This window comes from Paenarthrobacter sp. 10L420 (assembly GCF_056395385.1).
The window spans coordinates 75,413-100,508 of record NZ_JBFTJK010000012.1; the positions used below are offsets into that span (position 1 = coordinate 75,413).

A 25,096-nucleotide genomic window follows, 5' to 3' on the forward strand; every position below is an offset into this window, starting at 1 on the left:
CTCTCTTCGTTGAAAGGGTAGGTATTAGCTGTCGCCCGCGGAAGCGGAGTCGTCGATGCTGCCGAACTTAGGTGTGTGCACGGAGCCGAGGGTGATGTGCACGGCCTGCTGGTCGGTGTAGAAATCGATGGAACGGTAGCCGCCTTCGTGGCCCAGACCGGAAGCTTTGACACCACCAAACGGGGTGCGGAGGTCGCGGACGTTGTGGCTGTTGAGCCACACCATGCCGGCTTCGACGTTCTGGGAGAAGTTGTGGGCACGGGTCAGGTTCTGCGTCCAGATGTAGGCCGCCAGGCCGTACTTGGTGTTGTTGGCCAAGGCGAGGGCTTCGTCGTCGTTCTCAAACGGCGTGATGGCCACAACGGGCCCGAAGATTTCCTCCTGGAAGATGCGCGCATCAGGCGCGACGTCGGCAAACACCGTAGGTGCGATGTAGTTGCCTTCGGGCAGGTGGTCGGGTCGGCCGCCACCGGCAAGCAGCCGGCCTTCAGACTTGCCGATCTCCACGTACGACGCCACTTTCTCGTAGTGCTCCGGGTGGACCAGCGCACCCACCTGGGTCTTGGGATCGTGGGGATCGCCCACCACGATGTTCTTGGCGCGGGCGGCGTACTTTTCGCAGAATTCGTCGTAAATGGCCCGCTCCACCAGGATGCGTGAGCCGGCGGTGCAGCGCTCACCGTTGAGCGAGAACACCCCGAACAGCGCCGAGTCGATCGCGGCGTCCAGATCGGCATCGGCGAACACGACGCACGGGGACTTCCCGCCGAGCTCCATGGACAGGCCCTTAAGGTTAGCTGCGGCGTTACGGAAAATCGTCTGACCCGTGGTGGTCTCTCCGGTGAAGGAGATCAGCGGCACGTCCGGGTGCTTTACCAGGGCATCGCCGGCTTCTTCGCCCAGGCCGTTGACCAGGTTGAACACGCCGTCGGGAAGGCCAGCATCCTTGAAGATCTGCGCCCATAGTGACGCGGACAAAGGCGTGAACTCGGCAGGCTTGAGGACCACGGTGTTGCCGGTGGCCAGTGCGGGAGCGAGCTTCCAGGACTCCAGCATGAACGGGGTGTTCCACGGCGTGATCAAGCCCGCGACGCCGATTGGCTTGCGGTTCACGTAGTTGATCTGTGAGCCGGGGACCTTCATGGCGTCGTCGAACTGTGCCACGATCAGGTCCGCGAAGAAGCGGAAGTTCTCGGCTGAACGCAACGCCTGGCCCTTGGATTGGGTGATCGGGAGGCCGGTATCAAAGGTCTCCAGCTCGGCCAGGCGCTCTTCCTGGGCCTCCACGGCGTCGGCAATTTTGTTCAGCACACGGGCGCGTTCGCGAGGCTTCATCTTCGGCCACGGGCCATTAACGAACGCTTCACGGGCGGCGGCCACGGCGAGGTCGATGTCGTCCTTCTGGCCGGCGGCTGCCGTGGCGTAATTTCCGTTGGATACCGGGTCCAGGACGTCAAAAGTCTTCCCGGAAACGGAGTCTACGAACTCACCGTTAATGAAGTGTTGGATGTGCGTGGGGAGATTCTCCGGCACGTGATGCTTTGCTGATGTTTCTACAGGGGTCGTCATCGTTGTCTTCCTTTTTCATCCAACGCGGGGTCACTTATGGCCCATGTTGAGTGCGTTTGGGGGCCATAAGTGACCCCGCGTTGCTTTAGTTGGTAGTGGCGAGGTACGCGTCCAGTGTTGCGGCGCGGTGCCGGCGGGCGGCGTGTTCGATGGTGTCGGCGTCCGCTCCAGACTCGATGAGCTGCAGCAACGCCTCGTGTTCGCGCACCGATTCCTGCGCGCGGCCGGGAACGAAGCGGAACGTCGAGGAGCGGAGCGACGCGAGCCGGTTCCATCCGCGGTGGACCAGGTCAAGAATGTGCGGATTGGGGCAGTGTTCAAAGAGGACGCTGTGGAAGTCCTGGTTCAATGCTGTGAAACGAACGGGATCGAAGTGCTCCAGGCATTCCCGCATTTCCGCATTCACGGCGCGGGCCCGGGCAATCGCAACGGAATCAATCAACGGCGCGGACAACGCAGTGGCGGCACCCTCCACAATGCTCAGCGTCTGCATCGTGTACAGATACTCGGTGGGATCAATTCCGGAGACGGTGGCACCAACGTTTCGCTCGAACTTCACCAGGCCTTCGGCTTCCAAGCGGCGGATCGCTTCCCGCACGGGGACCACGCTGAAGCCCAGGTCCTCAGCGATCTTTGCGAGCACCAGCCGGTAACCCGGCGTGTAGATGCCTTCCACGATCCTGGCCTTGACGGCGATATACGCCTGTTGGGACTTGCTTTGTGCAGCGGCGCTTTCGACGGCGGTTTCAGTCACTTTGGGCTCCTTGCCGGCTCTGCCAATCAGTAAACCTGGCCTGCCACTCTTTGTTCATGGGGTACAAACCATCAACACTGTTGCCTTCCTTGACCATCTGGAAGATGAACGCTTCTTCCTTTTCCTGCTGGATGCAGTCATCCACCAGTTCCTCGGCGATGGCTGGCGGGATCACCAGGATGCCGTCCGAGTCGGCAACGATGATGTCTCCCGGCTGAACTGTTGCACCACCGCAGGCAATGGTGATGTCTGTATCCCAAGGAATGTGCCGGCGTCCCAGGACTGCCGGGTGCGGATTCGCGAAATACGTTGGCATCTCCAAATCGGCCACTGCGGAGTAGTCGCGGACGCCGCCGTCGGTGATGATCGCAGCGGCTCCACGGACCTGGGCACGCAGCGCGAGGATGTCGCCAACCGTGCCGGTGCCCTTCTCGCCGCGGGCCTCCATCACGAGGATTTCGCCTTCATTCACGGAGTCGATCGCGCGTTTCTGTGCATTGAATCCCCCGCCGTGGGTCTTGAACAGATCCTCGCGGTTGGGCACATAGCGCAGGGTCCGAGCCAAGCCAACCACCTTGCGGTCCGGGCGCGTGGCCTGCAGGCCGTCGATGCTCACGTTGTTCAGTCCGCGCTTGCGGAGCTGGGAAGAAAGCGTGGCTGTTGCGACGCTTTCCAGCTTCGCCTTCAGCTCGGGCGTCAACACACTGGCGGCAGGTGCGAGTCCGGCGGCTTCACGCGATCCGAACGCCTCTTCCCGCTGGGTGTCATCAGTCTTGGGCTTCGCGCCAAAGTCCGCGAACGGCGTCGTACCTTCCGTTACTTTGGTGGTCAGGCGGCCGCTGCTGAAACCGCCGCCACTTACCTCAATTTCGACGACGTCACCGGGCTTGGCAACCGACGCGCCGGCAGGGGTGCCGGTGAGGATAATGTCGCCCTCTTCGAGCGTGAGCAGCTGGGAGAGGTCCGCGACGAGTTGTGTGAACGGGAAGAGCAGGTCCTCGGTGGTGTCATCCTGGACGATGTCGCCGTTGTGCCAGGTGCGGATCTCTAGCTGCGTTGGATCAACGGCGTCGGCAGGGATCAGCAAGGGCCCCACAGGCGTGAACCCATCGCCGCCCTTGGACCGGACGTTGGAGCCCTTATCTGCGTAGCGGAGGTCGTATACACCCAGATCGTTCGACGCCGTGACCCATTCGACGTGGCTCCAGGCATCCTCGAGGCCAACGCGGCGGGCCGACTTCCCAATGACGAGGGCGATTTCGCCTTCATAACCAAGCAGTTCGCAGCCGGCAGGGCGCTCAACGATGCCCGGAGCGTCCGTGGAACCAAGCGCCAGGGAAGATGGCGGCTTCAAGAAGTACGACGGCTGCCCTGGGGTGCGTCCACGCTGGGCAGCACGGCTAGGGTAATTGATATGGACGGCAATGACTTTGCGCGTACGGGCCAGCATGTCTTGGCTGACTTCCTCGGTCCGAAACTCCAATGTCACGGCGCCTCCTCCTGATCGAACATCTATCGAGTACGAAATCGTATACGATAACTATTGCCCCTTGAAGAGCAAGCCGTCAACCCCTTTCCCCAAACACATTCGTCCGGCCATAGTGGTTGTTCTCAGCCCCAAAGCAGTGGAGGGAAGTACGTGCCGGAAAAGAATGAGCTCCAGCTGCTGAGGTTTGCCAACGGTTCCGAATGGGAGTCATGGCTCGCCGCGAACCACCAAACAAGCACCGAAGCCTGGCTCGTAATCGGCAAGAAGAACGCCGGCGTCCAACTACTCAGCATCCAGGAGGCCCTGGTCGGCGCCCTGTGTTTCGGCTGGATCGACGGACAGCGCAAAGGAAATGACGAAGCGACTTTCCTGCAGCGCTACTCCCGCCGCCAGGCGCGAAGCTCATGGTCACAGGTGAACGCTGGGAAGGCTGAGGCGTTGATCGAATCCGGGCGCATGCATCCCGCCGGGTTGGCTGAGATCGAAGCAGCGAAGGCCGATGGCCGTTGGGAAGCCGCCTATGTGTCGCAGGCCAACGCGGAGGTCCCGGAAGACCTTGCAGCGGCGTTGGCCGGTAACCCAGCGGCCGGCGAGGCCTTCGAGCGCCTCGGGAAGACGGAGCGGTACCTCATCATCCTGCAGTTACTCAAGGCCCGCACTCCGGACTCACGGGCCAGGGCAATGGCACGTTCCCTTGGAAAGCTCACGGGGAAGGCGTAAATTCTGCTGGATCATCGAATGATCCAGCAAAAAATGAGTGCATCCTTCCCGTGGACTCCCGTAGGGTACCGGCATGGACATCATCCTGGTACCTGGTTTCTGGTTGGACGCGTCATCTTGGGCGGAGGTCACGCCGCCGCTTGTGGCAGCTGGACACGCGGTTCACCCCCTCACGCTTCCCGGACTGGAGTCCGCTGATGCCCCTCGCGCCGGGATTGGCCTTCGGACACACATCGACGCCGTGGTGGACAAGGTGGACTCCCTTGGCGGCAATGTGGTGCTGGTGGGCCATTCAGGCGGCGGCGCCATCATCCACGGCGCGGTTGACGCCCGCCCGGACCGCGTAGACAGGGCCGTCTATGTGGACAGCGGCCCGCTCGGCGAGGGCGGCGTGATCAATGACGAACTGCCCGAGGACGGCGACGAAATCCCGCTCCCACCTTGGGAAGGCTTTGAAGACGCGGACCTCATCGACCTGACCGATGAGCTCAAGGAAGCCTTCCGCGCACGGGCCATCCCGGAACCGAAGGGCGTTGCCTTCGATCAACAACACCTTCACGACGTTCGGCGCTACGATGTGCCGGCCACCATCATCGCCTGCCAGTTCCCGTCATCACTCCTTCAGGAATGGATGGACGCCGGGCACCCGTTCACAGCCGAACTCGCGCGGATTCGGGACGTGGACTACATCGACCTACCCACCGGTCACTGGCCACAGTTCACCAAGCCACGCGAACTTGGCGAAGCCATCCTGAAAGCCGTCGAGCGCACCAAATAACGCTCGACGCTCAACAAGCAACGCTCGACGGCGGGATGGGCCTTGCGGGCACGAGGAACCCGCGGGCACGGGAACCCTGAGGCTTGTCGCCAGGGGGTCAGGGCTTGGCCGGCGTATTGGTCGCCGGCCCTTCCGGCGCTGCACCGCCTTCGTCCGTCCAATCGCTTCCTGTGTTGTCATCGAGGGCAGGATCGGATACTACGTCCGACCTGACTGGAGGCGTCGAGGTAGAAGCCGGAGCGGAAGCAGAAGCAGAGGAGCCGGTGCTGGAGTTGGCGTGCGGCCCGGACTTCGACTCCAGGATGCCCGGAAACATCGTCTCCGCCTTCTCCAGGAGCTTCTTGCCCGCTGCGTACAGGTTGTCCAGGATGTCAGGGACTGATTCCTGGACGGTTTCAGTGGCCTGATGGACGTTCTCCTGAACCTCCGGGTTCTTCCAAACCTTTTGGGCGCCTCCACGAACCCGCCGGTACACCTCCGGCCAGGACTTGGACCCCCATACGTAGCCAACAGCAATGCCGGCGGCGAACAATGCTTTCCCTTTCACAGGACCCACTCCTTTCGAGGTGCTTTTCCTACGACACTAGTCCGGCCTTCACCTGCTGTCACGCGCACATTCAGGATGGTGGGTTAACGTTCATTTGCTGAATTCGAAAAGAGGACTAAACTTTAATGCCAACCAGCGGAAAACCCGCAGGCCACAACCACATGGCAACCCGAGGAGTGAAAACCATGGGACTGGATGACAAGATCAAGAACGCCACGGAAGAAGCAACGGGCAAGGTCAAGGAAAAGACCGGCGAAGCCACTGGCGACAGGGACCTCCAGGCCGAGGGCGCGGGCGACCAAGCGTCGGCCAATGTGAAGCAGGCTGGCGAGCACGTCAAGGACGCCGCGAAGGACGCCTTCGGCGATAAGTAGCCGGATTTCAAGGCCACACCACCCCCGTTCGAGGGGCAGGAACCCTAGACCGGCAAAATAGCAAGGTTACTTGCTGTTGCTCCCGGGACCAGCTAGCGTTGCTGTTGTAGTACTACGGTCCGGCCCCTTGGACAGGAGTGCTTTTGGCTGCACTTGATAAATTCAACGACGTTTGAAACAGGCGTTTGCAAAATAACGTCCCGCCCCATATTCCACTGGGCCTCATATGGCCCTGTTACAGCACTTATCCGCTGGAACTGACAACCGATGAACGGAACCGCTTCACCGAGTTCATGGAATTTCCATCAACAAGAAAGTAGGAGCAAAAATGGGTTTCTTTGGTTTTCTTTTGCTCGGCCTTTTGGCTGGGGCTATCGCAAAGCTTATTCTTCCCGGACGCCAAGGAGGAGGCTGGTTCGTTACCTTGCTGCTCGGCGTCGTTGGCGCCCTGTTGGGCGGCTGGATCGGTGGCCTGATCTTCGGCGAGGGACTGACACAATTCTTCGCCATTCGGACGTGGCTACTGGCCATTGGCGGATCCATTGTCGTTCTGCTGATTTACGGCCTGGCCACAGGGGGACGTCGGGCCCACCATGGCTGACGAAACCACGCCCAACACCAACCAGGACGACCTTGAGGGTCAGTATGCAGAAGGCGATTACGGCGCTGCCGGTGCATCGCCTGAGGCCCTGAAGGAAGACGCTGGCGGGGACTACACCGCAGGCGACTACGCCGAGAAGACCGTCCCATCCGCGGACGCGGAGCTCGACGAGCGCAACACGGAAGACACCCCCGAGGACAGGCCGTTCTCGTCCGAGCCGGATGACGAAGCTTCCGGCTCAGGACACCCTTAACAGTCAGGCACCGCAAGGTCCTGAAAACCACAAGAACCCGGAGACTGCAGTTGCAGCCTCCGGGTTCTTCCTTTGCCGGGGTCCTGGTGTTTGCGAAATCCGTTGACCTGGTCCTGATCCTCGTGGGGTTGATATCGGAGCCTGATATTTTCGGGCATGGATAGTCGGGGCAGCGACTGAGCCGGCACCGTAGCGTGATGGTCAGGATTGGAGGGACAGTGCAGGAATGGACCAGGGCGCTTGAGCTCATCGAGCAGGACCTTACCGAATCGGTGGAGGTCAGCATGTTAGCCCGAACGGCATTGACGTCTGAATATCACTTCAGGAGGATGTTTGCCTCCTTGGCTGGCATTCCGATTTCGGAGTACATTCGTCGACGCCGCCTTACGTCCGCCACCGCAGAGATCATCGCCGGCGGAACGGTATTGGATGTTGCCCTCCGCTACGGATATGGATCGCCCGAGGCATTCGCACGTGCCTTTAAGGCCATGCATGGGCTGACTCCCTCAGAAGCACGGCAACCTGGCGCAGTCCTCCATTCCCAGCCTCAGTTGAGGTTCCACCTCCGCATTGAAGGGAATACTGTCATGAAGCACCGAATAGTCAACAAGGAGCCCTTTCATCTGATCGGCCTCAAAGCCCGGGTTCCGCTGGTCCACGAAGGTCCTAACGCTGCAATCATCGAATTTCAACGCAGCATTGACCCGGATGCGACAAAGCGTCTGATGGCGCTGGCCGACGTCGAGCCATCGGGGCCCCTGTCCGTAACGGACAAGATTGACGAAGAGCGCCGCGAAGGCAGTGAGCTGGACTATTGGCACGCGGTGGCTTCAACCAAACCCGCTCCGGAAGGTTTCGAGCGCTTGGATATCCCCGCTGGCCAATGGGTGGTGTTCGAAACGGAATGAAGATTCCCGGATGTCCTGCAGAGCATGTGGGCGGACGCTGCAACTGAGTGGTTTCCGGCCAACCCTTACTTTTGGGCACGCGGCCCCGAACTGCTCAGTGTTAGGCCGGACCCGGATGGCACCCACGGGAGCGGGCAACTGTGGATTCCCATCGAGTCCAGTCAGGGGCCCTTCAAGAGTTTCATCACCTCGTCGAGCGGCAAAACCTTCTGACGATATTCACGGGTAAGAACCCGGAGGACTGCTTCGGCGGCCTCCGGGTTCTCTGTTGCCACGGCTTCAGCCGCGTAAATCACCCGGATGTTATGGGCGAAAGCGTCAGCAGCGGTCTGCGCGATGCAGTTGTGGGCCGAAACGCCAGCCAGAATGACGGTTTCCACACCCCAGTTCCTGAGGCGCATCCCTAAGTCCGTACCAACGAACGCGCTGTCGCGGGTTTTGACCATTTGCGGGAATTCGGCGGTCACCAGGCCAGGTACGAAGCTGGCCTGCTCACTTCCCCTGAAGATGAATCCTTGGTCATCGTCCAGCATGTTCAGGCTCCATGTGGATTTGTCCCGCTCATGCTGGGTGCCAACCAAGAGGACGTTTGCCCCTGCCTCGCGCGCTGCGCTGGTCAATGAGTTGCAGGCAGCAACAACCTCCTCTTGATGCCGCTTCAGGGCCGGTTCCTCAAAAAAGGCGTTCTGCATATCGATTACCAGCACAGCAATCATGCGCGCATACCCTTTCCTGTCCTGGGTCAGAGACCCTTGCCGCCGGTCACCGGCAGCACAGCTCCAGAAATATAGGAGCCTTCGTCAGATGCGAGGAGCACATAGGCCGGCGCCAGCTCAGCAGGTTGTCCGGCGCGGCCCAACGGCGTGTCCTGACCGAACGTTGGAAGCTTGTCCGGCCACTCGGTAGCGGGAATCAATGGCGTCCAAATCGGTCCCGGGGCCACGGCGTTGACGCGGATTCCTTTGGGACCGAGTTCCTCGGCCATGGCTTTGGTGAAGGCTACCTGGGCGGCCTTGGTCATGGCATAGTCCACCAGTTGGGCGGAAGGATTAAAGGCCTGAATGGACGCCGTGACAATGATCGAAGCTCCCGGGCGGAGGTGGGGAATGGCAGCTTGTGCTGTCCAGATCAGTGAGTACAGGTTGGTTTTGAAGACCCGATCAAATTCCTCGGTGGGGATGGTTTCCAAGCCCTCACGGTTCTTTTGGTACGCAGCGTTCAGGACCACGACGTTGAGCCCGCCAAGCTCCTGTACTGTGCGCTCCACAATCTCGGCCGCAAACTTTTCGTCGCGCGCATCTCCTGGCAATAACAAAGCCTGCGCCCCACACTCACGGATCCATTCCGCCGTCGACTTCGCGTCTTCCTCTTCCTCCGGAAGGTAGCTGATGGCGACGTCGGCACCTTCGCGGGCATATGCGATGGCCACAGCAGCGCCGATGCCTGAGTCACCCCCAGTGATCAGGGCTTTCTTGCCCTGGAGGCGACCGTGCCCAACATAGCTGGATTCACCGTGATCGGGCTGGGGGTTCAAGGGCTTGGTCAGGCCAGGCTGTTCCTGTTCCTGCTGGGGAAATTCCTCGGAGTGATATCCGCTCCGGGGATCCTTGGGCGCCGAAGTAAGGCGATGATCCCCGTTTGCTTGCACTCCGCTTGGGTCGGCTTGAGTCATGGTTCTGGCCTTTCTCAGATGTCTGATTCCCGGCATTCGACGCTACCGTTGGCTGTACCCAGGCACTATCGACTCTAAACGCGCCGTGAGGGCTAGGTCCGGAGCGTTTTGGCCTTCACCATGAGGAACAGCCCGTAGGCGATCAGGCCAACGGCAACCGCTGCCAAGAGGTACGGGCCATACGGTTGCTCCCTTAACGCCCGCAGGCTTCCATCAAGTCCTGTGGATTGCTCGGGCTGAACGCGCACTGCGGCAATGACCACCAGTAGGCCAACGAGCAACAGGGCTATGCCTTTGGCGACGTAGCCCACAATGCCAACACCCGACTGGAACTTTCGGGCCGGCTCCTTGTAGGACAGCGCCAGGTCCTTCTCGAAAGTCCTCATGAAGCCGCGCACCGCGAACACGACGCCGGTGATCATGATCCCGGCGCCAATTGCGACAAGCAGGACTATGCCGAATGGCGCTTTCATGAGGGTCACAGTCACATCGCTGGCCGACTCCCGACTGTTTTTTCCCTTGCCCATGGTGAAAGAGAGGATAGTGGCCGCCAGCCCCGCAAAGACTATCGCCTGGCCAACTGCGGAAAGCCGCTTGGAAGGCTTGTTGTCTGTCTTCCTGCGGTAGCCGAGGGTTGCGTTGCCCAATTGCCACAAGGCCAAGGCAGCGCAGGCGCCGAAGCACGCCCAGAGCAGGATGGGACCCACCGGTTGCGCGGCCAGTTGGGCAACGGCGCCACTGACGTCGGCTTCTCCGCCACGCCCAAAGGCGAGCTGAAACGCAATAACTCCGATGAGTAAGTGCAGGAGTCCACTGACGGCATAGCCAGCCCTGGCAACAATCTCCAGGCCACGTGAGTTTGAGGCTTCCTCGGCCGCATCAGCGGCCTTCTTCATCTCCTCTTTGATGACAAGCCTCCTTATTATTTTGTGACTTGTCACCATGGTGCCACTCGAACGAGTACAAGACCAACGGGCGGGCACCTTTGGTGCCCACCCGTCAAAGTTCAAATGCTCCTAGAAACCACACACCGACTGCGGCCAGATGCTCCGAAGCCCCATACCCAGAGGGTTGAAGTGCTCGCGGACGGACGTGACCGCACGGGCCTGGCCGGGGACTTCGCCGCCATGGCCGCCAGCCTCTGCTGTGTGCGGGAAGGGGTCGGACGTCACGTGGGCAGCTCCGGTATTCAGGGACGTGGCTGCGATCTGGTCAGGCATTTCGGTGGTCCTTCCTGAAAGTTCCCATCAACTCCATTGGCTGATAGTTCAACCATGGGACGGGGCCCTCAAGAAGGACGCCGGGTCATCTCAAGATTCAGTCAAGATTCCACGGCGCAGGGAAAGCACGTTCAGAAGGCGAAAATGACCTGGAGTTGCTGCCTGCTCGGGAGGAAGGTCACGTCGTGATGTTGCGCAGATCACATTTGCTGCCTACGCTGGGGTGGCTGCAGCGTGGCAGCGAACGGATGAAAGGCAGCATATTGACCAGCGAGAAGCTCTCTGTAGTTGTTCGAGTCGACCTTGACGGAGCACAGATCCAGATCGCAGCAACCGGTCACGTGACCACCTCCAATCTCCACGCTCTGTATCCAATCGTCCAACGCACCAACAGCCTGGCCGACGGCAGGGATGTCGAGATGGACCTTACCGGGGCCATGATTGAGCCGGATGCACTTGAACAACTCCAGGGCTACGCGATGCTCCACGAGTTGCCGGTTCGTGTTGATCCCCGCCCAGCTGATCTGGATCTGGTGTCCCTGCCCGCCCTGCCGGCCCTGGCAGGATCGAAAATGGCGGGGGCTTGGCTGGCTGCGTGACTTGCGGTGGGGCGTAACTTGCGCCGGCCCTCAAGCCGAGGACTAACCTGACTGCCATGAGTCAGTCAACGCGCGCCTGGATTGGGACCATCGTCTTCCTTTTCCTCGCGCCCGGCATCGTGGCAGGTCTCATCCCGTGGCTCATCTCCGGATGGCGGCCCTACGATTGGGACGGCTTGGCGTGGCTGGTGGTGCCCGTCGTCTGGATCGCGATCACCCTAGGTGTGGCTTTCCTGCTCCACGCCTTCGCGCTGTTCGCCCTTCACCGGGGCACACCCGCACCGGTTGCGCCGACCCAGACGCTGGTGGTGACCGGGGTTTACCGATTCGTGCGCAATCCCATGTACCTGGCGGTGCTCTCAATTATCCTCGGACAAGCCCTGCTCTTCGGCAGTTGGTGGCTCCTCGTCTATGCTGCGATAGTCCTCATCGCCGTCGTCACATTTGTGAAGGCTTACGAGGAACCCACCCTCACTGACACGTACGGCGAGCAGTACCTCGAGTACCGGCGCAACGTTCCGGGATGGTGGCCGCGGCTGACGCCTTGGCGCGGATAACGGTGGGACGGGCAACGGGCTTCTATGCTTCGCCCCTCCACGGATGCCATGAGCCAGTCCCTTAGGCGGCTGGCGTTCACTCCCTCAGGCTCAGGGTGGCTTCGAAACGTCCGTTGCGATCACGGATTGCCGCAAGGTCCTCGAAGTTTCCAATCCGTACGATTCCGGTGAAATGCCCCACAGGTTCGTAGTAAAGGACCAGGGTCTGGCCCGGCGCGTAGTACCCGATCGTCAGCGGATCAGCGTCATCGCCGGCCGGAACGCCGTCGAGGGACAAGGGCGCCGGTAGTTCAGCATGCTTCTCCTGCCCGCCAAAGTCAGTGAAGGACAGCGTCAGGGGAAACTGGTCAATCAGTGAGCGGGCGGTCGCGTTCCCTGACAGACTTCCGTTCACGGTCCGTCCGTCGATCTGGATGCTGATTGGAGTGTCTTCGGGGGTCTCTTTGGCTGTCATCGTTTGGGTTTCCTCCGTGCGGGCAGTTTCCTGCGGCGTCGTCGCTATGTTTGTCGTGGCTGGTCCGCCCGAAGCCGTCGTGCACCCGGTAAGGGCGAGGGTCAGCGCCGTGATCACGACCAGAGTTTGCGTCCTCATTCGCATGCAGAATGTCTCCTCGGCGGCAAAGTTCGATTCATTCCAGCAAAACAGCTGACGACGGCGAGCGGGAGCCCCTGCTGTTACAGGTACTGAAAGGGACCCTCTGAGAAGGCGACGGTCATGGTGGGGAAGTCCCCCCAGCCAACTCACTGGCTCAGCCGAACGGCCGCCTCCTGCTGGACGCGGGCAGCCTTGCTTGAGTAGTCGGCGATGATCCGGAGTTCGTCGTCGCTGTAGCCTTCCAGCAGCGCGGCCATCCCGGCCATGAAATCGGTGAAGTAGGGTGCAGCGGCGGCAACCTGGTCACCGACGAGCTCGATCAGGACCTTCCGCTTGTCCTCGCCGTGCTTGACTCGCCGGGCCACGCCTTTGCTTTCGAGTCGCTGCATAAGTCCGGTGACCGATGCTGGGGCCAGCCCGGAGTGCTCACCGAATTCACCCGCCGTCATTGGGCCGTGGCGCAGCAGGATATCGATCGCCTTGCCCTCAGTCGCTGACAGGCCCCGCAGTTCAGACAGTGCGGTGTGGAACATGATGGCGGCCGTGGACAGCTCCCTGCCCGAGGCATAAACAGCTTCCAGCAGAGCTTCGCGTTGCCCCTGATTCGTCATCCTCCGAGGCTAGCAAAATCTTTCGCTTGACCGAAACGATTGACCTGCCCACTACTCAGGATTATATTTCTTTTAACCGAACGAAATAAATTCCCTAAGGAGCTCCCATGCTGAATTGCCTCGTCATCGGATCCGGCGTAGCCGGCCTTTCCACGGCCCTCTCACTCCAGAAAGCCGGCCACTCCGCCACCGTCTTTGAAGCGCACAAGGGGCATTCTGAGGGTGTCGGCGCCTTCCTTACCCTCGCCGTCAACGGTTTCGACGCCCTGGACACTCTGGGCCTCAAGGAGGAAGCTTCGCAACTGGGCTTCAGCACCCCGCTCATGTCCATGTACCTGGGCAGCACGGGTCGCCACCTGATCGATTTCGATTTCGGCGGCACCCTCCCGGATGGCACCACGGCCCGGACCATGACCCGATCGGAGCTATACGCCCTCTTGCACGAGGAGGCAGTCCGCCGCGGGATCCGGATCGAGCACGGCAGACGGCTGACAGCGGTGGAGGAACTGCCCGACGGCGTCACGGCCGTTTTCGACGACGGCACCTCCGCGCGCGGCGACCTGCTGGTGGGGGCTGACGGGCTGCGCTCGGCGGTGCGGCCGCTGATCGACCCCGCCTCGCCCGCACCCCGCACCATCCCGCTGCTCAACACTGGCGGCATCATTCCTGCCAACACTGCCGTCTTGGCGCTCAAGGATGTGGATCTGGGCGTGCCTCCGGGGCGCATGAAGATGATGTTCGGCAAGCGCTGCTTCTACTGCTTCATGCCCAGCCCGGACGGCCGGATCTGGTGGTTCGCAAATCCTCTGCAGCACTCCAGCTCCGATCCCTCATTGCTGGGCCCGGAGGAACTCAGGGATTGGCTGACCGGGCTGGTGGCCGGAGATCGGACACCGATGGCGGCCCTCATTCGCGCCACGGAAGACATCATCAAGCCCTATTCAACTTTCGATTTCCCCAGCGTTCCCCGCTGGCACCGCGGCAGGATGGTCTTGGTCGGCGATGCCGCTCACGCCGCCTCCCCGTCCTCGGGGCAGGGCGCGTCCATGGCAATCGAGGACGCCGTTACGCTGGGTCGGGCCCTCCGGGGAGCCACGAGGGACGACACAGGACGGGGAAGCCTCCCTGCCAGGTTTGCGGCGTACGAAGCGGAGCGCCGGCCGCGTGCAGAGACGGTGGTGGCATGGGGCCGTCGGAATTCAGAGCCCAAGGTCAGGAATCAGTTCACCCGGGTGTTTCAGGACCTGGCTATGCGCGCTATTTTCCGGGGACTGGCGCGGAAGGCGGCCGACAACTTCGATTGGCTCTACGGCCATCACATCGACTGGGATGCCGTCTCCACGTACGACGCCGAGACCCTGCGGTAAACAGGCGTCAGGAACGCGATCAGTGCCGCGAGAATGAGAATGATGCCGGAGATCAGGAACACGAGGGCGATCCCGCGCGACGTACCTTGACCCAGCAGCGGTTCCAGTTGCGCGGCGCCCTCTGCGGAGCGGGCGTACGGGATGATCCAGAACTGGGCGAGCGGGGCGATGAGGAACGCTGTGATCGGCGCTGCGGCGGACTCGAAGGCCATGGCGAATCCGAATACCCTGCCCTGCCGGTTGAGGGGAACCACCTGTTGGATGACCGTCTGCTCGGCGGCTTCCACGATGGGAACCAAAGCCAGATACAGCCAGATGCCAGCCACATATAGCCACGCCCATTCACGCAGGGTGAACACTGCACCAAGGAACCCCATGGCGGCCACAACGATGAGCATGGTCCGCAAGGGATTGGAGCCCAGCCCAAACTTTCCCACCAGCGCACCGCCCACAAGGAATCCGGTGGAGCCTACGGCGAAGAACGTTCCCCACATCTCAACGGAGAACATTTCCAATCCGTACGGATCCATCAAAGCCATGTACACACCGCCCACGAAGTTGTTGAACGTGGAAAATATGATCAATGCAAACAGCCCGGAGATAGCCAGCACAGCGGCAAGCGAGCCACGGAAGTCGAAACCGCCCTTTGCGTCAGTGGCTGCCACTTGCACCTCTTCGGGCATTCGCAAAGTGAGTAGGTGTGCGAACGCCAACGCGGTGAAAACCAGTGAAGCCACAATGGTCCAGCCCATGCCCAGCAGGCCCACTGACAATCCGGACAGGACCGAAGTAACAATGAACATGAGCCCCTGCACCATCCCCACCATGCCATTGGCATTGGCCCGGCGATCAGGCTCGATAAGGATGGTGACGGTGGTGGAGAGGGCAATGTTGCGAAGGTTTTCCACGACGGCACCCACGAGGGTGATCAGAGTGAAGACCCAGAACCACGGCTGTGTCAGGTCCAGCAGAAGACTCGTGGGGATGAGGAGAAACAACACTCCTGACAGCACGAACATCACCAGGGTGAACCCAGCGGCAAAGCGCATTACGGCAAGCTTGCGATACCTGTCCACGAACGTCCCGAAGCTGATGCTGGAGAGCGCAATCAGCAGCATGTAGGCTCCTCCGACTACCCCCGTGGCAATCACATTGCGCGTTTCCAGGTAAACCCAGAACGTCAGGGCGAACCAGAGATAGCTTGTGGTGATATTTGCCAGGGCGGTGTTCACCAGGATCCCCATGAAAGTACGGGATCGCTGGGCCGGAGTGCGCAGGGAGAGGTCGATAACTTCAGTAACCCCAGCCGGTTCCTGCTCGGTCATGCGTTCCAGTGTACTTACACCAATTGCCGCAGATAAGGGCCGGCGCCAACCCAAACCGTGTGACAATCCAACGGCACTAACCTCCCGGTAGGATCGGCAAGGAATCCTAAAGAAGCCTGGGGGAAATTCTTGATGAAAGGTGCAAAAGGCCAACTGGCCTTCACCGGCGACCTTGGCCGGGATCTGGAGTTGCGGGAGTACGGCCTGGACCCCGGCGAGGATTCCACCCTGCTTCCCAACGCCGCCATAATGAGCGCGCTGCAGAACCTCGTGCGCCTTGCCACTGAGCTTTGCGGCGCCCCTTTCGGGGTAGTCAACATCATCAGCGCCGAGTACCAATACCAAATTGGTGCGTGGGGCGTGGAACCGGGCATGTGCTCACGAGAAGATTCCATGTGTGCCAAGGTGTTTCTCTCCCGCGAGATCACCGTTATCCCCGACGCTTCGCTGGATCCACGATCCGCCGACAACCCATTCGTCACCGGTGAATTGGGCAGGGTTCGGTTCTACGCTTCGGTTCCACTGCAAACAGAATCAGGATTCGTTCCCGGTACCTTGTGCGTCTTTTCCGATAAGGCCATGGAGATACGACCCGAGCAAGTCAGCATGTTGGAGGTCCTCGCCAAGCAGGTGGTGGAACTGTTGGAGCTGCAGCACCGCACCATCCAGCTGGATCGCACCTATGCCGAGCTGCGGGAGAGCAATGCCAAGTTGGCTGGGTTCGCGGGCCGTGTGAGCCATGATCTTCGCATTCCGCTCACCACCATCCTGGGTTACGTGGAGCTGGTGGAGGATGATCCCGACGTCCAAGCAGACAGCGTGGCAGCTAAATACCTGAGCCGGATCGGGGCGAGTGGCCGCCGGATGCTGGGGATGCTGGAAGACGTCCTGAGTTATTCGAGGGTGGGCGGCGGCATCCAGCCGCAACAGGTCTCACTTAAAGAGGCAGCAGGCGAGGTGGCCCGGGACCTGGGCATCGAGGACGACATCCTTGAAGTGCGGGACCTGAATCTCCAGGCAGACAAGAACCAACTGCGCACATTGCTACAGAATCTGCTGTCCAACGCCATGAATTATCGCAGCCCCGATAGGGATCTGCACGTCCGGATCAGCGGCCTCTCCAATTATCATGGCGCCACCATCTTCGTGGCCGACAACGGAAAGGGCATCCACGCGGCAGACCGGGCCAAGGTCCTGGAACCATTGGTGCGCCTGCGCCGCGAAGGTGACGGACCTGGCACCGGCCTGGGACTCGCCACCTGCAGCAGCATCGCCAAGGCCCACGGCGGCGAACTCGCACTCTCCGAGACAGCCGGCGGCGGAACCACGGTAGCGGTGAGCTTCCCGTCCGAACCATAGCGGCACGCCAGGCAAGAAAACGCGCGACGGCGACCTGCCGCCGTCGCGCGTTTCCCACCAAAGGCGTTACCCCCGACCGTTCCCCTTGCCCTTTTCGGACCTGGCGTCGCTCTTTCCGCCGCTCTTGGTATCGGCGATGTCTTGTGGCGCAGTGTTTCCAGCATCCTGGGCAGGCTGGGTTGCTTGAACGGCTGGCACCGGAACCGCTGGCTGATCTGGAACATCCACGACTTCGACGGCAGGTGCAACCGCTGGCGGTGCAGTCTCCACGGGAGCCGGAGCCGGCCCACTCGGCTGGGACTCAATGACGGAGACGCCAGGATCCACCTGTCGGGTGGGTTCGGCTGAAGTATCTGCCGAAAAGACGCCGTTAGTGACCAACGCGAGCCCGACAGGAACGGCGAGGGCCGCCGCAACCAGCCCGGCGAGGATCTTCGGCCTCTTTCCGAGAGTCTTTGAACCAGTAGCGGAAGCACGCCCTCCCGGTGCCGCAGCTGCCGGACCGCGACTCGAAACCGGGACATGCGGCGGCCGCGACGGCACAGCCGGCACCGATGCCAGTGACGGGACTGCTGGCACCGATGGCAAGATTGCCGTTGCCATAGGCGGCAGCTTCCGACGTCGGCCCGCCAGGACTTCCTCGACCTCCGAGGCCGTCGGGCGTCGTTCCGGATCCATGTCCGTCATTGCCTGGAGGACTCCGCGAAGCCCATTGGGGAGGTCTTCCGGGATCCCGGGTGCCCGGTGAAGGCGTGCCGAGGCCGTCTCTACCGGAGTTCCTGGATATTCGGGCTTGCCGGTGAGGCACTCCAGGAGCACCAGGCCCAGCGAGTAGATGTCGCTGGCGGGCGTCAGGTGCAGGCCTTGTGCCTGCTCCGGGCTGAGGTACTGGGCGGTGCCGACAGTGAACCCCGTGGCGGTGAGACGGTTGTCGTCCATGACCAGGGCGACACCGAAATCCGCCAGTTTCGCAGATCCGGCGCCATCGGAGCCCTCGGAAACCAGGATGTTCGCGGGCTTGATGTCGCGGTGAATGACGCCCTGGGCATGCACCTGGGCAAGGGCGCCCGCCAGTTGCACGCCGATACGGGTTGTTTCGGGATGCGTCAGGGGCCCGTCGGACAGAACGGCCTTCAGGTCACGACCCTCTGCGAGTTCCATGACAAGGTAGGCGCGTTCTTCGTCATTGCGGGTATCCACGCCAGCGTCGAAGGCGGCCACCAGACCTGGATGGTCAAAGGCAGCGAGCAGCCGCATCTCGGTTTCCTGGCGGGCCCTGAACGAGTCGTCGCCAGAACCGGGCAGAAAGATTTTGATTGCTACATCCCGGCCAAGGAGCAAGTCCGTGGCCCGGTACACCGTGGACATAGCTCCACGGCCCAAAACAGGTCCCAGTTGGTAGCGGCCATCGATGGTAGCCGCACCGGCATCGGTCACGTGGAACTCCACGGCCTCGTCATTGTTGCCCACGAATTGTCACGCCCTTCAGGCCCACCTGTCTGCGTCGGACCCTAACAGTGTCCGCTGCTACCAGGCAACGCCGCCGATCAAACTTTCACGAGAGCCGCGCGGCCGCCCTGTTCGGCGTAACCGCTACGGCTTGAGCAGTCCTGCGTCAAACAGCATCATCCGGTTTCACGAGATAAGTCATCAGGATACTTAGTATTGGCTCGGAAGGGAAACGGGCCATCCAGGGTGACGGCGCTTAGCCTCCTGCGAGTTCCGTCAACCGGGAGCCGAGCAGGGCCCGCAAATGCTGCTGCTCGTCCGCCGTCAGCCCCCGCCGGAATCGGCGTTCCACTGCGTTGGCGGCCTCGCTGGCTGCCTTCAACCGCTTACTGCCGAGTGGAGTTAGCTTCACGGGGAGCGTCCGTCCGGCAACAGGCTGCTCCGGCCGGGAAACCAGCCCGTCCCGCTCCAGGGCCTGCAGAAGCACGTTCATTGACTGCCGCGATACGAAGGTGCCGCGGGCAAGTTCGGAATTGGAGAGGCCGGGCCGTTGCGCCAGGAGTTCAAGGCATGCGTACTGGGCCACTGTTATCCCGAGGGGCCGGAGGGCAGCGTCCATTGCGCTCCGCAAAGCAGTGTGCACTTGCTTCAGGAGATAGCCCAGGGAGGCGTCCAGGTCCACGCCACTGCCGTCTTGACTCATGTCAATATTCTGACATAGCTTGTTGATGTCAACATACTGACATTACGAGGAGAGCAAGCATGGCTACTATCGGTCCAGATTTCATTTCGCTGCAGGTCCGCGATCTCGAACGTTCGGCGCTGTTCTACGAGCAGCAACTCGGCCTGAAGCGCTCGGTGGCCGGCCCGCCACATGCAGTTGTTTTCGATACCAAGCCGGTCGCCTTTGCGGTGCGGGAGCCACTGCCGGAAACCGAGCTCGATTCACTCCCGCAACCCGGCGAAGGAATTGCCCTGTGGCTGCGGGCAACGGACGCCCAGGAACTCCACGACGCGCTCTCCGCCCATGGCACGCAGATCACGGCAGCACCCATCGATGGGCCATTCGGGCGCACCTTCACCTTTGCAGATCCGGACGGCTACCGGATCACTATCCACGACGCCGCCTGACACCAACGGCAACAAGCGTCCGACGGCGACCTCCCGCCGTCGGACGTTTTCCTTACGTGACGCACGGAACTGCGGCCTGGACGGCCGGAAGGCACAATGGAAGGCATGACCCTTACTACCTTCGCCCTCGTCCGCCATGGCCAGACCAACTGGAACGCGGAGCGTCGGCTGCAGGGGGCCACTGACATTCCTCTGAACGACGTCGGACGCCAACAGGCGCGTGACGCCGTTGACACTTTGGCCAATTACCAATGGGACGCAATCGTTTCCTCACCTTTGAGCCGTGCGGCAGAAACCGCCGACCTGATTGCAGAAGGCCTGGGCCTTCGGGTCGCCCGGCGGGTTCCGGAGCTTATTGAGCGAAGCTTCGGACCGGCAGAAGGGCTGCAAGCCGGGCCGGAACTCGAGGCACTTCGCATCCCAGGCGGTTTCCGCGGGGGCGAGAGCGATGATGACGCAGCCAGCCGCGGCATGAATGCCCTGGAACAGTTGGCACAGGAATTTTCGGGACAGCGCGTCCTGGTGGTAACCCACGGTACGTTGATCCGACTGTCACTGAGTCGCGCGATTGGACGCACGCTGGACAGCGTCCACAATGCCGTACTGAACCTCGCGCATCACCACGCCTCCGATGGCTGGAAGCTGGAGTACTTCAACGGTGAGCTTCTCACGGCCGACGTGGACAGCTGACACAACCGGAAACTCCGCGAATGTTATTGACATTCCACATGCCAGTTTCTGTATGCTCAAGTGAGTCAAGCAGCTGGCGCCTTTCGCTCCGCTGCCCTGGAGGTCAGCTTGGCTCTCACACTTGTTGGCTCCCGACTAGTGACGACCGAAGCCTGCCGGGCCAACGCAATCACCCTGACCGCAAGAGTAACGCTGGCCACGGACGGCTGGTTTGAACTTCGCGTGGTGCAAATCCCCGGGCTGGTGCTTCACGTTTCCCGGCTGGAAAGGGCGGCCCAGGCCGTGCTCGACGCCGCAACGGCCTCGAGCGGACGGAAGCCGGAAGAGTTTGACGTCCAGTTCCAATGCTGAGCAAGCCGATGCCGAACGAGCAGAAACTGCTGACCGTTGGGCATGGCGCCACACCACAGGCCGACTTTGAGGACCTTTTGCAGGCGGCTGGCGTGGCGTCGTTAGTGGACGTTCGGATTGGCCCGGGAAGCCGGAAATACCCTCACTTCGGAAGAACCCACATGGAGCAGTGGCTACCGGCCGCCGGAATCGCTTATCGCTGGGAACAGCGACTGGGTGGGTTCCGGAAGCTTCCACCCGGCTCCCCAGACACGTCCCTGCGCAACGACTCCTTCAGGGCCTACGCGGCGTACATGCGCACAGCTGAGTTCACCGCAGCCCTGAGTCAGCTTTTGGCGGATGCGGCTGACCAAAAGACCGCCATCATGTGCAGCGAAACGCTCTGGTGGCGCTGCCATCGCCGCCTCATCGCAGATCATTGCGTTCTGCTGGGCTCACTGCCCGTCAGTCATCTCATGCCAGGAGCCAAGCTGGTCCCCCACGTCCCTACGGCCGGAGTGAGGGTGCACCGCGGGCATCTGCAGTACGACCTACCCGTGGACGAGTCAGTGGGTTAGGTCAGCGTGCCTCGAGCCGGCTCCGCAGTTGTTGTGCGAAGTCGGGGTAAGCTGCGGCAATCTCTTCCAGGTCCATGGTCTGGGGGAAGTCGATCACGGGTTGGTGCTCGGCCAGAAAGTTGGCCGTCTCTTCAGTAATGAACTGCCCGTCCTGGCCGTCCAGCCCGGCCTCGGCCAGGAATTCAGGGGTGATCCGGAAGACGGATTCCCCGGTCTGCCCTTCGGATGCCCAGCGCACCAAGTACTCATCCTGATTTACGAGTTCTACGTCGAATGACTTCTCCATGTCAGCAGCCTACGTGGTGTTCAGCCGTGACCACTGGTTCTTCACTAGGATGACTGGCATGGCAGCCATCGAATCTGTAATTATCGAGGTCGCTCCCGCCATTCAGGTGGCGGAGGCCTTCTACACTGACGTTTTCAGCATGGGCAGCAGGGTTCAGGTACGTTCATCCGAGGCGCCGACCACCGGCTTTCGCGGATTTACGATGTCGCTTGTCGTCTCCCAGCCGGCCACCGTAAACAGTCTTATCAGCAACGCCCATGACGCCGGCGCGACTGTCGTCAAGCCAGCCGCCAAATCCCTGTGGGGGTACGGCGGAGTAGTCCAAGCTCCGGACGGCACGATCTGGACAGTCGCATCCTCGTCAAAGAAAGACACTGGCCCGGCCGATCTTCAGATCGATGCGATAGTGCTCCAACTGGGAGTCGCGGATGTGGCCGCCAGCAAACAGTTCTATCTCGACCGAGGCCTCACCTTGGCCAAGAGTTTCGGCAGCCGGTACGTGGAGTTTGATACCGGTCCCATCAAGCTGACGCTCAACAAACGCGGGGTGCTGGCCAAGACCGCCGGCGTGTCACCTGACGGCACCGGCTCTCACCGGCTCCTCATCAGCGGTGATGCAGGCACCTTCACCGATCCTGACGGATTCGCCTGGGAAGCACCACTGACCTGAGGGGAACGACGGCGCCCTTGCGTTGGAGATTTTGCGCCCGGACTGCAGGCGCAGAAACGCACGACGGCGACCTCCCGCCGTCGTGCGTTTTTCTTTCTTTAGAGAGAGCTAAACTTCGGGACGCGGGCGCCGGTCGATGATGGTCTCTGGAGCATCACGCCGCTCCACGACATGGTCAGTACGCCGCGTGCGGCCTGCCATGATGATGGAAATAATCAGGCCCAATACGCCTACAGCCATGAGGATGTAGCCGATCAGGACTTGGTCCACGAAGGGGATGAGTCCGGGGGCAAGCGCAAAGGCCAGAATCGCTCCAATGGCGATCAGTGCTATGGAAGAACCTATTCTCATGTCGTGCTCCTCTCACTTCCGACCGGCCCGCGAACGGGTGATCACGGAACTGCGTCGATATCGTAAGCATACTTCTCAATTTGCGACGCGCGAAAGATTGTGCCCGTCATTGTTCGCCTACCACGCGTGCTCGGAGTGGCCCCGATCAGTGCCCGAAGCCCGCGGCGAACCGGGCGATGGCGTCCTCGGGAGTGGGCGGCGGACCAAAAACTTCGGCTTGCCTGCTCGTGTTGGCAACGTATCGGCCCGTCTCGAACCACGCCGACATGCTGGCCATATCGCTTACCAGCGGGGCAAAGCGCGAGGTGACTTTGCCCAAGCCCTTGAGCACCGGCGTCGGAACGGCCATGATCTTGATGTCCTTGCCGTCCGCCTCGCCATGCTTGGACAGGAGACCCGCCGCTTCTGACATGCTGACGGGCCGGGTCCAGCCGATGTCGATGCGTTCGCCATTAGCTATCTCCGCATCCACGGCATCCGCCAGGTAACCCGCGAGGTCGCTCGTGAGGACGAAGGTCAGCGGGGTGTCCTTCGAACCGATCCACATGACGCGCCCCTTCTCCAGAGGGTCGCCGCCCCTCCCAGCGGTCTGGTCGAAGAACGCACCCGGACGAAGGGCCACGAAAGGAACGCCCAGCTGTTCGAACGTGTCCTCGGCCTGTTTCTTGTGCCAAAAGTGCGGCACCTGGGGTGTCAGGTCACAGGTGAGGATGCTGATGAGAACGAATCTGGGAACGCCCGTTTGTTGGGCGGCGACGGCCAGGTTGCTGTACCCAAAGGTATCGATCGCGTTGGCGTTCTTGTCGTTCCGCGTATATCCGGCGGCCGTCGAAATGACGCCGGCTACACCTGTCATCGCATGGATCAAGGACGCAACGTCAAGCATGTCGCCCCGGACAATTTCGACACCCTTGGCTTCGAGCTTGCCCGCGTTGGATTTTGCCCGGACAAGCGCCCGGACGCTCTTGCCGCGTTTGAGCAGTGCATCAACCACCTGACTGCCAAGGTAGCCGGTGGCACCGACCACGAGGACAGGCTTTTCTTCAGCCATGATTTGCTCCTTGGACTCGCCGGGTTCGCTCCCCGGAACAGTCGTAGCATGCGGGCCACGTTGATTCCAGACTTCACGCAAACGCACGACGGGGACCCACCGCCGTCGCGCGTTGTGACCGGCTCACGGACAACGTTCGTTGCTGACGGGAAAGTCACATGGTGATGGCAATCTTTCCGCGGGTTTTACCGGCGTCGAAGTACCGCATGGCTTCGGGAACCTGTTGAAGGGGATAGCTTCGATCGATGGCCGGGACGATGGTTCCGGCCTGGAGGAGCTCGGCGAGGGACTCAAGGTCCTCCGAACGCTCCGTGCCCACAATCATGGTGAGCTTTTGACTGATGAAGGGGGACAGTGCCAATGCCCGGAACTGCCTGTCCATGCCACCAGTTAGAGGTCCACCCTCCTCACCACCGGTAAGAACTGCCGTTCCGCTGTGGGTGAGCGCGCGGCGAAGGCGTTTCAGGCTGGGGTTTCCCGCGAGATCGATGATCACGTCATAACGCTTAGACCCGTCGGCGAAGTCCTGTTTGGCGTAATCGATCACGTGGTCGGCACCGAGAGACAGCACATGGTCCATCTTGCCGTCACTGCAGACCCCGGTAACTTCAGCACCCGCGGCTTTGGCGAACTGCACCGCGTATCCGCCAACTCCGCCGGAGGCACCGATGATCAGCACCTTGAGGCCCGTCGCGGTTTGCCCTGCTGGTGTCCCTATTTCCAGCCCACCTGCAATCCCACCTGCACGAAGCGCCTGGAGGGCGGTACAGGCTGAAACGGGAACCACTGCTGCTTGTTCGAAGCTGATGCCGGCAGGCTTGAGGGCGAGATGGTCTTCCCCGGCTACGGCGTACTGGGCAAAGGAACCCTTGCCCACGCCGAAGACGTGGTTGCCGACGGCGAAGCGGGTTACCTCCGGTCCCACGGCCTCGACCGTCCCGGCGAGATCGAGCCCAGGTACCGGATTCTTGGGTCCTCGGAACCCAAAGGCCAGACGCAGGGCGTAAGGCTTCCCAGTCATGATATGCCAGGTCCCGCGGTCCAGACCCGCAGAATGGACACGCACCAGCACCTCATCGCCCGCTATCTCCGGCTTGGGGATCCGGGCCAAACGAAGGACGTCGGCCGAGCCGTAGGCATCCTGCACTACGGCCTGCATGGTGTCTTCCGAAGTGGGCGCTGCGTTGGATGCTGGCGTTTCCTTGGCTTGCTGACCAGTGGTCATGGCCGTTCCTTTCAGGGCTTCAGCTACTTTTCGTACG

Annotated in this window: 32 protein-coding genes; 15 read left to right on the forward strand and 17 right to left on the reverse strand. The window is 61.4% G+C overall.

The window, feature by feature from the left end:
* Positions 1 to 24 precede the first annotated feature (24 nt).
* The 3 genes from hpaE to AC1DD5_RS17065 all read right to left on the reverse strand — a co-directional run bounded on the left by hpaE (position 25) and on the right by AC1DD5_RS17065 (position 3,812).
* On the reverse strand, positions 25 to 1,569 hold the full coding sequence (gene hpaE / locus AC1DD5_RS17055) for a 5-carboxymethyl-2-hydroxymuconate semialdehyde dehydrogenase (protein ID WP_477522199.1): 1,545 nt from the start codon (positions 1,567 to 1,569) through the stop codon (positions 25 to 27).
* Positions 1,570 to 1,654: 85 nt separating this feature from the next.
* The gene (locus AC1DD5_RS17060; RefSeq protein ID WP_477522200.1) at positions 1,655 to 2,323 is read right to left on the reverse strand and encodes a GntR family transcriptional regulator; all 669 of its coding nucleotides are present in this window, start codon (positions 2,321 to 2,323) and stop codon (positions 1,655 to 1,657) included.
* On the reverse strand, positions 2,316 to 3,812 hold the full coding sequence (locus tag AC1DD5_RS17065) for a fumarylacetoacetate hydrolase family protein (protein ID WP_477522201.1): 1,497 nt from the start codon (positions 3,810 to 3,812) through the stop codon (positions 2,316 to 2,318). Before AC1DD5_RS17065 ends, AC1DD5_RS17060 begins: the two co-directional genes overlap by 8 nt.
* Positions 3,813 to 3,962: 150 nt before the next feature.
* Here AC1DD5_RS17065 and AC1DD5_RS17070 point away from each other — a divergent pair, with 150 nt between their 5' ends.
* Together AC1DD5_RS17070 and AC1DD5_RS17075 are read left to right on the forward strand one after the other, a co-directional pair.
* Positions 3,963 to 4,532 carry a YdeI/OmpD-associated family protein gene (locus AC1DD5_RS17070; RefSeq protein WP_477522202.1) on the forward strand — a complete coding sequence of 190 codons (570 nt, stop codon included), beginning with the start codon at positions 3,963 to 3,965 and terminating at the stop codon, positions 4,530 to 4,532.
* A gap of 73 nt (positions 4,533 to 4,605) precedes the next feature.
* Positions 4,606 to 5,310: an alpha/beta fold hydrolase gene (locus AC1DD5_RS17075; protein ID WP_477522203.1), complete on the forward strand. Its 705-nt coding sequence runs from the start codon at positions 4,606 to 4,608 to the stop codon at positions 5,308 to 5,310.
* A gap of 97 nt (positions 5,311 to 5,407) precedes the next feature.
* Here the strand turns inward: AC1DD5_RS17075 and AC1DD5_RS17080 are convergent, their stop codons facing one another.
* On the reverse strand, positions 5,408 to 5,857 hold the full coding sequence (locus AC1DD5_RS17080) for a hypothetical protein (RefSeq protein ID WP_477522204.1): 450 nt from the start codon (positions 5,855 to 5,857) through the stop codon (positions 5,408 to 5,410).
* Between the two features lie 185 nt (positions 5,858 to 6,042).
* On the opposite strand from AC1DD5_RS17080, the gene AC1DD5_RS17085 reads away from it, so the two are divergent.
* The 4 genes from AC1DD5_RS17085 (at position 6,043) to AC1DD5_RS17100 (ending at position 7,993) form a co-directional block, all read left to right on the forward strand.
* Entirely contained in the window at positions 6,043 to 6,231 is a 189-nt protein-coding gene (locus AC1DD5_RS17085; protein ID WP_442004383.1) for a CsbD family protein, read from the forward strand.
* A 328-nt stretch (positions 6,232 to 6,559) separates the two neighbouring features.
* Positions 6,560 to 6,832: a GlsB/YeaQ/YmgE family stress response membrane protein gene (locus tag AC1DD5_RS17090; protein ID WP_442004382.1), complete on the forward strand. Its 273-nt coding sequence runs from the start codon at positions 6,560 to 6,562 to the stop codon at positions 6,830 to 6,832.
* Positions 6,825 to 7,085, forward strand: coding sequence for a hypothetical protein (locus AC1DD5_RS17095; protein WP_477517668.1), 261 nt, complete (start codon positions 6,825 to 6,827; stop codon positions 7,083 to 7,085). Before AC1DD5_RS17090 ends, AC1DD5_RS17095 begins: the two co-directional genes overlap by 8 nt.
* A 197-nt stretch (positions 7,086 to 7,282) precedes the next feature.
* On the forward strand, positions 7,283 to 7,993 hold the full coding sequence (locus AC1DD5_RS17100; protein ID WP_477522205.1) for an AraC family transcriptional regulator: 711 nt from the start codon (positions 7,283 to 7,285) through the stop codon (positions 7,991 to 7,993).
* Between the two features lie 161 nt (positions 7,994 to 8,154).
* Here the strand turns inward: AC1DD5_RS17100 and AC1DD5_RS17105 are convergent, their stop codons facing one another.
* The 4 genes from AC1DD5_RS17105 to AC1DD5_RS17120 form a co-directional block, all read right to left on the reverse strand.
* Positions 8,155 to 8,709: a cysteine hydrolase family protein gene (locus AC1DD5_RS17105; RefSeq protein WP_477522206.1), complete on the reverse strand. Its 555-nt coding sequence runs from the start codon at positions 8,707 to 8,709 to the stop codon at positions 8,155 to 8,157.
* Between the two features lie 26 nt (positions 8,710 to 8,735).
* A complete protein-coding gene (locus AC1DD5_RS17110; RefSeq protein WP_477522207.1) occupies positions 8,736 to 9,665 on the reverse strand; it encodes an SDR family oxidoreductase in 930 nt (309 codons plus the stop codon).
* Positions 9,666 to 9,757: 92 nt separating this feature from the next.
* Positions 9,758 to 10,561: a DUF1206 domain-containing protein gene (locus AC1DD5_RS17115; RefSeq protein ID WP_477522208.1), complete on the reverse strand. Its 804-nt coding sequence runs from the start codon at positions 10,559 to 10,561 to the stop codon at positions 9,758 to 9,760.
* Positions 10,562 to 10,681: 120 nt separating this feature from the next.
* Positions 10,682 to 10,885, reverse strand: coding sequence for a hypothetical protein (locus AC1DD5_RS17120; RefSeq protein WP_477517665.1), 204 nt, complete (start codon positions 10,883 to 10,885; stop codon positions 10,682 to 10,684).
* A gap of 263 nt (positions 10,886 to 11,148) precedes the next feature.
* Between AC1DD5_RS17120 and AC1DD5_RS17125 the strand changes: the two genes are divergently transcribed.
* Together AC1DD5_RS17125 and AC1DD5_RS17130 are read left to right on the forward strand one after the other, a co-directional pair.
* Positions 11,149 to 11,484 (forward strand): hypothetical protein, encoded by a 336-nt coding sequence (locus tag AC1DD5_RS17125; protein WP_477522209.1) that lies wholly within the window; start codon positions 11,149 to 11,151, stop codon positions 11,482 to 11,484.
* Between the two features lie 56 nt (positions 11,485 to 11,540).
* On the forward strand, positions 11,541 to 12,041 hold the full coding sequence (locus AC1DD5_RS17130) for a methyltransferase family protein (protein WP_477522210.1): 501 nt from the start codon (positions 11,541 to 11,543) through the stop codon (positions 12,039 to 12,041).
* A gap of 76 nt (positions 12,042 to 12,117) precedes the next feature.
* Here AC1DD5_RS17130 and AC1DD5_RS17135 read toward each other — a convergent pair whose 3' ends face one another.
* Together AC1DD5_RS17135 and AC1DD5_RS17140 are read right to left on the reverse strand one after the other, a co-directional pair.
* Complete coding sequence (locus AC1DD5_RS17135) at positions 12,118 to 12,633, reverse strand: cyclophilin-like fold protein (RefSeq protein ID WP_477522211.1); 516 nt, start codon at positions 12,631 to 12,633, stop codon at positions 12,118 to 12,120.
* A 149-nt stretch (positions 12,634 to 12,782) separates the two neighbouring features.
* The gene (locus tag AC1DD5_RS17140; RefSeq protein WP_477522212.1) at positions 12,783 to 13,247 is read right to left on the reverse strand and encodes a MarR family transcriptional regulator; all 465 of its coding nucleotides are present in this window, start codon (positions 13,245 to 13,247) and stop codon (positions 12,783 to 12,785) included.
* Positions 13,248 to 13,354: 107 nt separating this feature from the next.
* Between AC1DD5_RS17140 and AC1DD5_RS17145 the strand changes: the two genes are divergently transcribed.
* Positions 13,355 to 14,614, forward strand: a complete 1,260-nt coding sequence (locus AC1DD5_RS17145; protein WP_477522213.1) for an FAD-dependent oxidoreductase — start codon at positions 13,355 to 13,357, stop codon at positions 14,612 to 14,614.
* Here AC1DD5_RS17145 and AC1DD5_RS17150 read toward each other — a convergent pair.
* Positions 14,563 to 15,939 (reverse strand): MFS transporter, encoded by a 1,377-nt coding sequence (locus tag AC1DD5_RS17150; protein ID WP_477522214.1) that lies wholly within the window; start codon positions 15,937 to 15,939, stop codon positions 14,563 to 14,565. The two genes, AC1DD5_RS17145 and AC1DD5_RS17150, sit on opposite strands and share 52 nt — an antisense overlap.
* 132 nt (positions 15,940 to 16,071) lie before the next feature.
* Between AC1DD5_RS17150 and AC1DD5_RS17155 the strand changes: the two genes are divergently transcribed.
* Positions 16,072 to 17,298, forward strand: a complete 1,227-nt coding sequence (locus tag AC1DD5_RS17155) for a GAF domain-containing sensor histidine kinase (RefSeq protein WP_477522215.1) — start codon at positions 16,072 to 16,074, stop codon at positions 17,296 to 17,298.
* 66 nt (positions 17,299 to 17,364) lie between these two features.
* Here AC1DD5_RS17155 and AC1DD5_RS17160 read toward each other — a convergent pair whose 3' ends face one another.
* Complete coding sequence (locus AC1DD5_RS17160) at positions 17,365 to 18,768, reverse strand: serine/threonine-protein kinase (RefSeq protein ID WP_477522216.1); 1,404 nt, start codon at positions 18,766 to 18,768, stop codon at positions 17,365 to 17,367.
* A gap of 235 nt (positions 18,769 to 19,003) precedes the next feature.
* A complete protein-coding gene (locus tag AC1DD5_RS17165) occupies positions 19,004 to 19,450 on the reverse strand; it encodes a MarR family winged helix-turn-helix transcriptional regulator (RefSeq protein ID WP_477522217.1) in 447 nt (148 codons plus the stop codon).
* A gap of 59 nt (positions 19,451 to 19,509) precedes the next feature.
* Here AC1DD5_RS17165 and AC1DD5_RS17170 point away from each other — a divergent pair, with 59 nt between their 5' ends.
* The 4 genes from AC1DD5_RS17170 to AC1DD5_RS17185 all read left to right on the forward strand — a co-directional run bounded on the left by AC1DD5_RS17170 (position 19,510) and on the right by AC1DD5_RS17185 (position 21,476).
* On the forward strand, positions 19,510 to 19,878 hold the full coding sequence (locus AC1DD5_RS17170; protein ID WP_477522218.1) for a VOC family protein: 369 nt from the start codon (positions 19,510 to 19,512) through the stop codon (positions 19,876 to 19,878).
* Between the two features lie 96 nt (positions 19,879 to 19,974).
* Positions 19,975 to 20,568: a histidine phosphatase family protein gene (locus AC1DD5_RS17175; RefSeq protein ID WP_477522219.1), complete on the forward strand. Its 594-nt coding sequence runs from the start codon at positions 19,975 to 19,977 to the stop codon at positions 20,566 to 20,568.
* A gap of 60 nt (positions 20,569 to 20,628) precedes the next feature.
* The gene (locus AC1DD5_RS17180; RefSeq protein ID WP_477522220.1) at positions 20,629 to 20,919 is read left to right on the forward strand and encodes a hypothetical protein; all 291 of its coding nucleotides are present in this window, start codon (positions 20,629 to 20,631) and stop codon (positions 20,917 to 20,919) included.
* A gap of 8 nt (positions 20,920 to 20,927) precedes the next feature.
* The gene (locus AC1DD5_RS17185) at positions 20,928 to 21,476 is read left to right on the forward strand and encodes a DUF488 domain-containing protein (RefSeq protein WP_477522221.1); all 549 of its coding nucleotides are present in this window, start codon (positions 20,928 to 20,930) and stop codon (positions 21,474 to 21,476) included.
* 1 nt (position 21,477) lies between these two features.
* On the opposite strand, the gene AC1DD5_RS17190 is transcribed toward AC1DD5_RS17185, so the two are convergent.
* A complete protein-coding gene (locus tag AC1DD5_RS17190) occupies positions 21,478 to 21,762 on the reverse strand; it encodes a hypothetical protein (protein WP_477517654.1) in 285 nt (94 codons plus the stop codon).
* A gap of 58 nt (positions 21,763 to 21,820) precedes the next feature.
* Between AC1DD5_RS17190 and AC1DD5_RS17195 the strand changes: the two genes are divergently transcribed.
* On the forward strand, positions 21,821 to 22,432 hold the full coding sequence (locus AC1DD5_RS17195; protein ID WP_477522222.1) for a VOC family protein: 612 nt from the start codon (positions 21,821 to 21,823) through the stop codon (positions 22,430 to 22,432).
* A gap of 108 nt (positions 22,433 to 22,540) precedes the next feature.
* On the opposite strand, the gene AC1DD5_RS17200 is transcribed toward AC1DD5_RS17195, so the two are convergent.
* The 3 genes from AC1DD5_RS17200 to AC1DD5_RS17210 form a co-directional block, all read right to left on the reverse strand.
* Positions 22,541 to 22,783, reverse strand: coding sequence for a DUF6458 family protein (locus tag AC1DD5_RS17200; RefSeq protein WP_431117140.1), 243 nt, complete (start codon positions 22,781 to 22,783; stop codon positions 22,541 to 22,543).
* Between the two features lie 145 nt (positions 22,784 to 22,928).
* Positions 22,929 to 23,834 carry an SDR family oxidoreductase gene (locus AC1DD5_RS17205; protein WP_477522223.1) on the reverse strand — a complete coding sequence of 302 codons (906 nt, stop codon included), beginning with the start codon at positions 23,832 to 23,834 and terminating at the stop codon, positions 22,929 to 22,931.
* A 154-nt stretch (positions 23,835 to 23,988) separates the two neighbouring features.
* Positions 23,989 to 25,059, reverse strand: a complete 1,071-nt coding sequence (locus AC1DD5_RS17210; RefSeq protein ID WP_477522224.1) for an NAD(P)-dependent alcohol dehydrogenase — start codon at positions 25,057 to 25,059, stop codon at positions 23,989 to 23,991.
* Positions 25,060 to 25,096: the final 37 nt, after the last annotated feature.

Coding starts and splice junctions, on each gene's coding strand:
- AC1DD5_RS17165 (WP_477522217.1), bottom strand. CDS start 19,450: ATGAGTCAAGACGGCAGTGGCGTGGACCTGGACGCCTCCCTGGGCTAT.
- AC1DD5_RS17210 (WP_477522224.1), bottom strand. CDS start 25,059: ATGACCACTGGTCAGCAAGCCAAGGAAACGCCAGCATCCAACGCAGCG.
- AC1DD5_RS17095 (WP_477517668.1), top strand. CDS start 6,825: ATGGCTGACGAAACCACGCCCAACACCAACCAGGACGACCTTGAGGGT.
- AC1DD5_RS17105 (WP_477522206.1), bottom strand. CDS start 8,709: ATGATTGCTGTGCTGGTAATCGATATGCAGAACGCCTTTTTTGAGGAA.
- AC1DD5_RS17140 (WP_477522212.1), bottom strand. CDS start 13,247: ATGACGAATCAGGGGCAACGCGAAGCTCTGCTGGAAGCTGTTTATGCC.
- AC1DD5_RS17150 (WP_477522214.1), bottom strand. CDS start 15,939: ATGACCGAGCAGGAACCGGCTGGGGTTACTGAAGTTATCGACCTCTCC.
- AC1DD5_RS17120 (WP_477517665.1), bottom strand. CDS start 10,885: ATGCCTGACCAGATCGCAGCCACGTCCCTGAATACCGGAGCTGCCCAC.
- hpaE (WP_477522199.1), bottom strand. CDS start 1,569: ATGACGACCCCTGTAGAAACATCAGCAAAGCATCACGTGCCGGAGAAT.
- AC1DD5_RS17130 (WP_477522210.1), top strand. CDS start 11,541: ATGAGTCAGTCAACGCGCGCCTGGATTGGGACCATCGTCTTCCTTTTC.
- AC1DD5_RS17115 (WP_477522208.1), bottom strand. CDS start 10,561: ATGAAGAAGGCCGCTGATGCGGCCGAGGAAGCCTCAAACTCACGTGGC.
- AC1DD5_RS17090 (WP_442004382.1), top strand. CDS start 6,560: ATGGGTTTCTTTGGTTTTCTTTTGCTCGGCCTTTTGGCTGGGGCTATC.
- AC1DD5_RS17155 (WP_477522215.1), top strand. CDS start 16,072: ATGAAAGGTGCAAAAGGCCAACTGGCCTTCACCGGCGACCTTGGCCGG.
- AC1DD5_RS17185 (WP_477522221.1), top strand. CDS start 20,928: ATGCCGAACGAGCAGAAACTGCTGACCGTTGGGCATGGCGCCACACCA.
- AC1DD5_RS17075 (WP_477522203.1), top strand. CDS start 4,606: ATGGACATCATCCTGGTACCTGGTTTCTGGTTGGACGCGTCATCTTGG.
- AC1DD5_RS17190 (WP_477517654.1), bottom strand. CDS start 21,762: ATGGAGAAGTCATTCGACGTAGAACTCGTAAATCAGGATGAGTACTTG.
- AC1DD5_RS17205 (WP_477522223.1), bottom strand. CDS start 23,834: ATGGCTGAAGAAAAGCCTGTCCTCGTGGTCGGTGCCACCGGCTACCTT.
- AC1DD5_RS17200 (WP_431117140.1), bottom strand. CDS start 22,783: ATGAGAATAGGTTCTTCCATAGCACTGATCGCCATTGGAGCGATTCTG.
- AC1DD5_RS17145 (WP_477522213.1), top strand. CDS start 13,355: ATGCTGAATTGCCTCGTCATCGGATCCGGCGTAGCCGGCCTTTCCACG.
- AC1DD5_RS17195 (WP_477522222.1), top strand. CDS start 21,821: ATGGCAGCCATCGAATCTGTAATTATCGAGGTCGCTCCCGCCATTCAG.
- AC1DD5_RS17170 (WP_477522218.1), top strand. CDS start 19,510: ATGGCTACTATCGGTCCAGATTTCATTTCGCTGCAGGTCCGCGATCTC.
- AC1DD5_RS17085 (WP_442004383.1), top strand. CDS start 6,043: ATGGGACTGGATGACAAGATCAAGAACGCCACGGAAGAAGCAACGGGC.
- AC1DD5_RS17100 (WP_477522205.1), top strand. CDS start 7,283: ATGGTCAGGATTGGAGGGACAGTGCAGGAATGGACCAGGGCGCTTGAG.
- AC1DD5_RS17135 (WP_477522211.1), bottom strand. CDS start 12,633: ATGAGGACGCAAACTCTGGTCGTGATCACGGCGCTGACCCTCGCCCTT.
- AC1DD5_RS17175 (WP_477522219.1), top strand. CDS start 19,975: ATGGAAGGCATGACCCTTACTACCTTCGCCCTCGTCCGCCATGGCCAG.
- AC1DD5_RS17110 (WP_477522207.1), bottom strand. CDS start 9,665: ATGACTCAAGCCGACCCAAGCGGAGTGCAAGCAAACGGGGATCATCGC.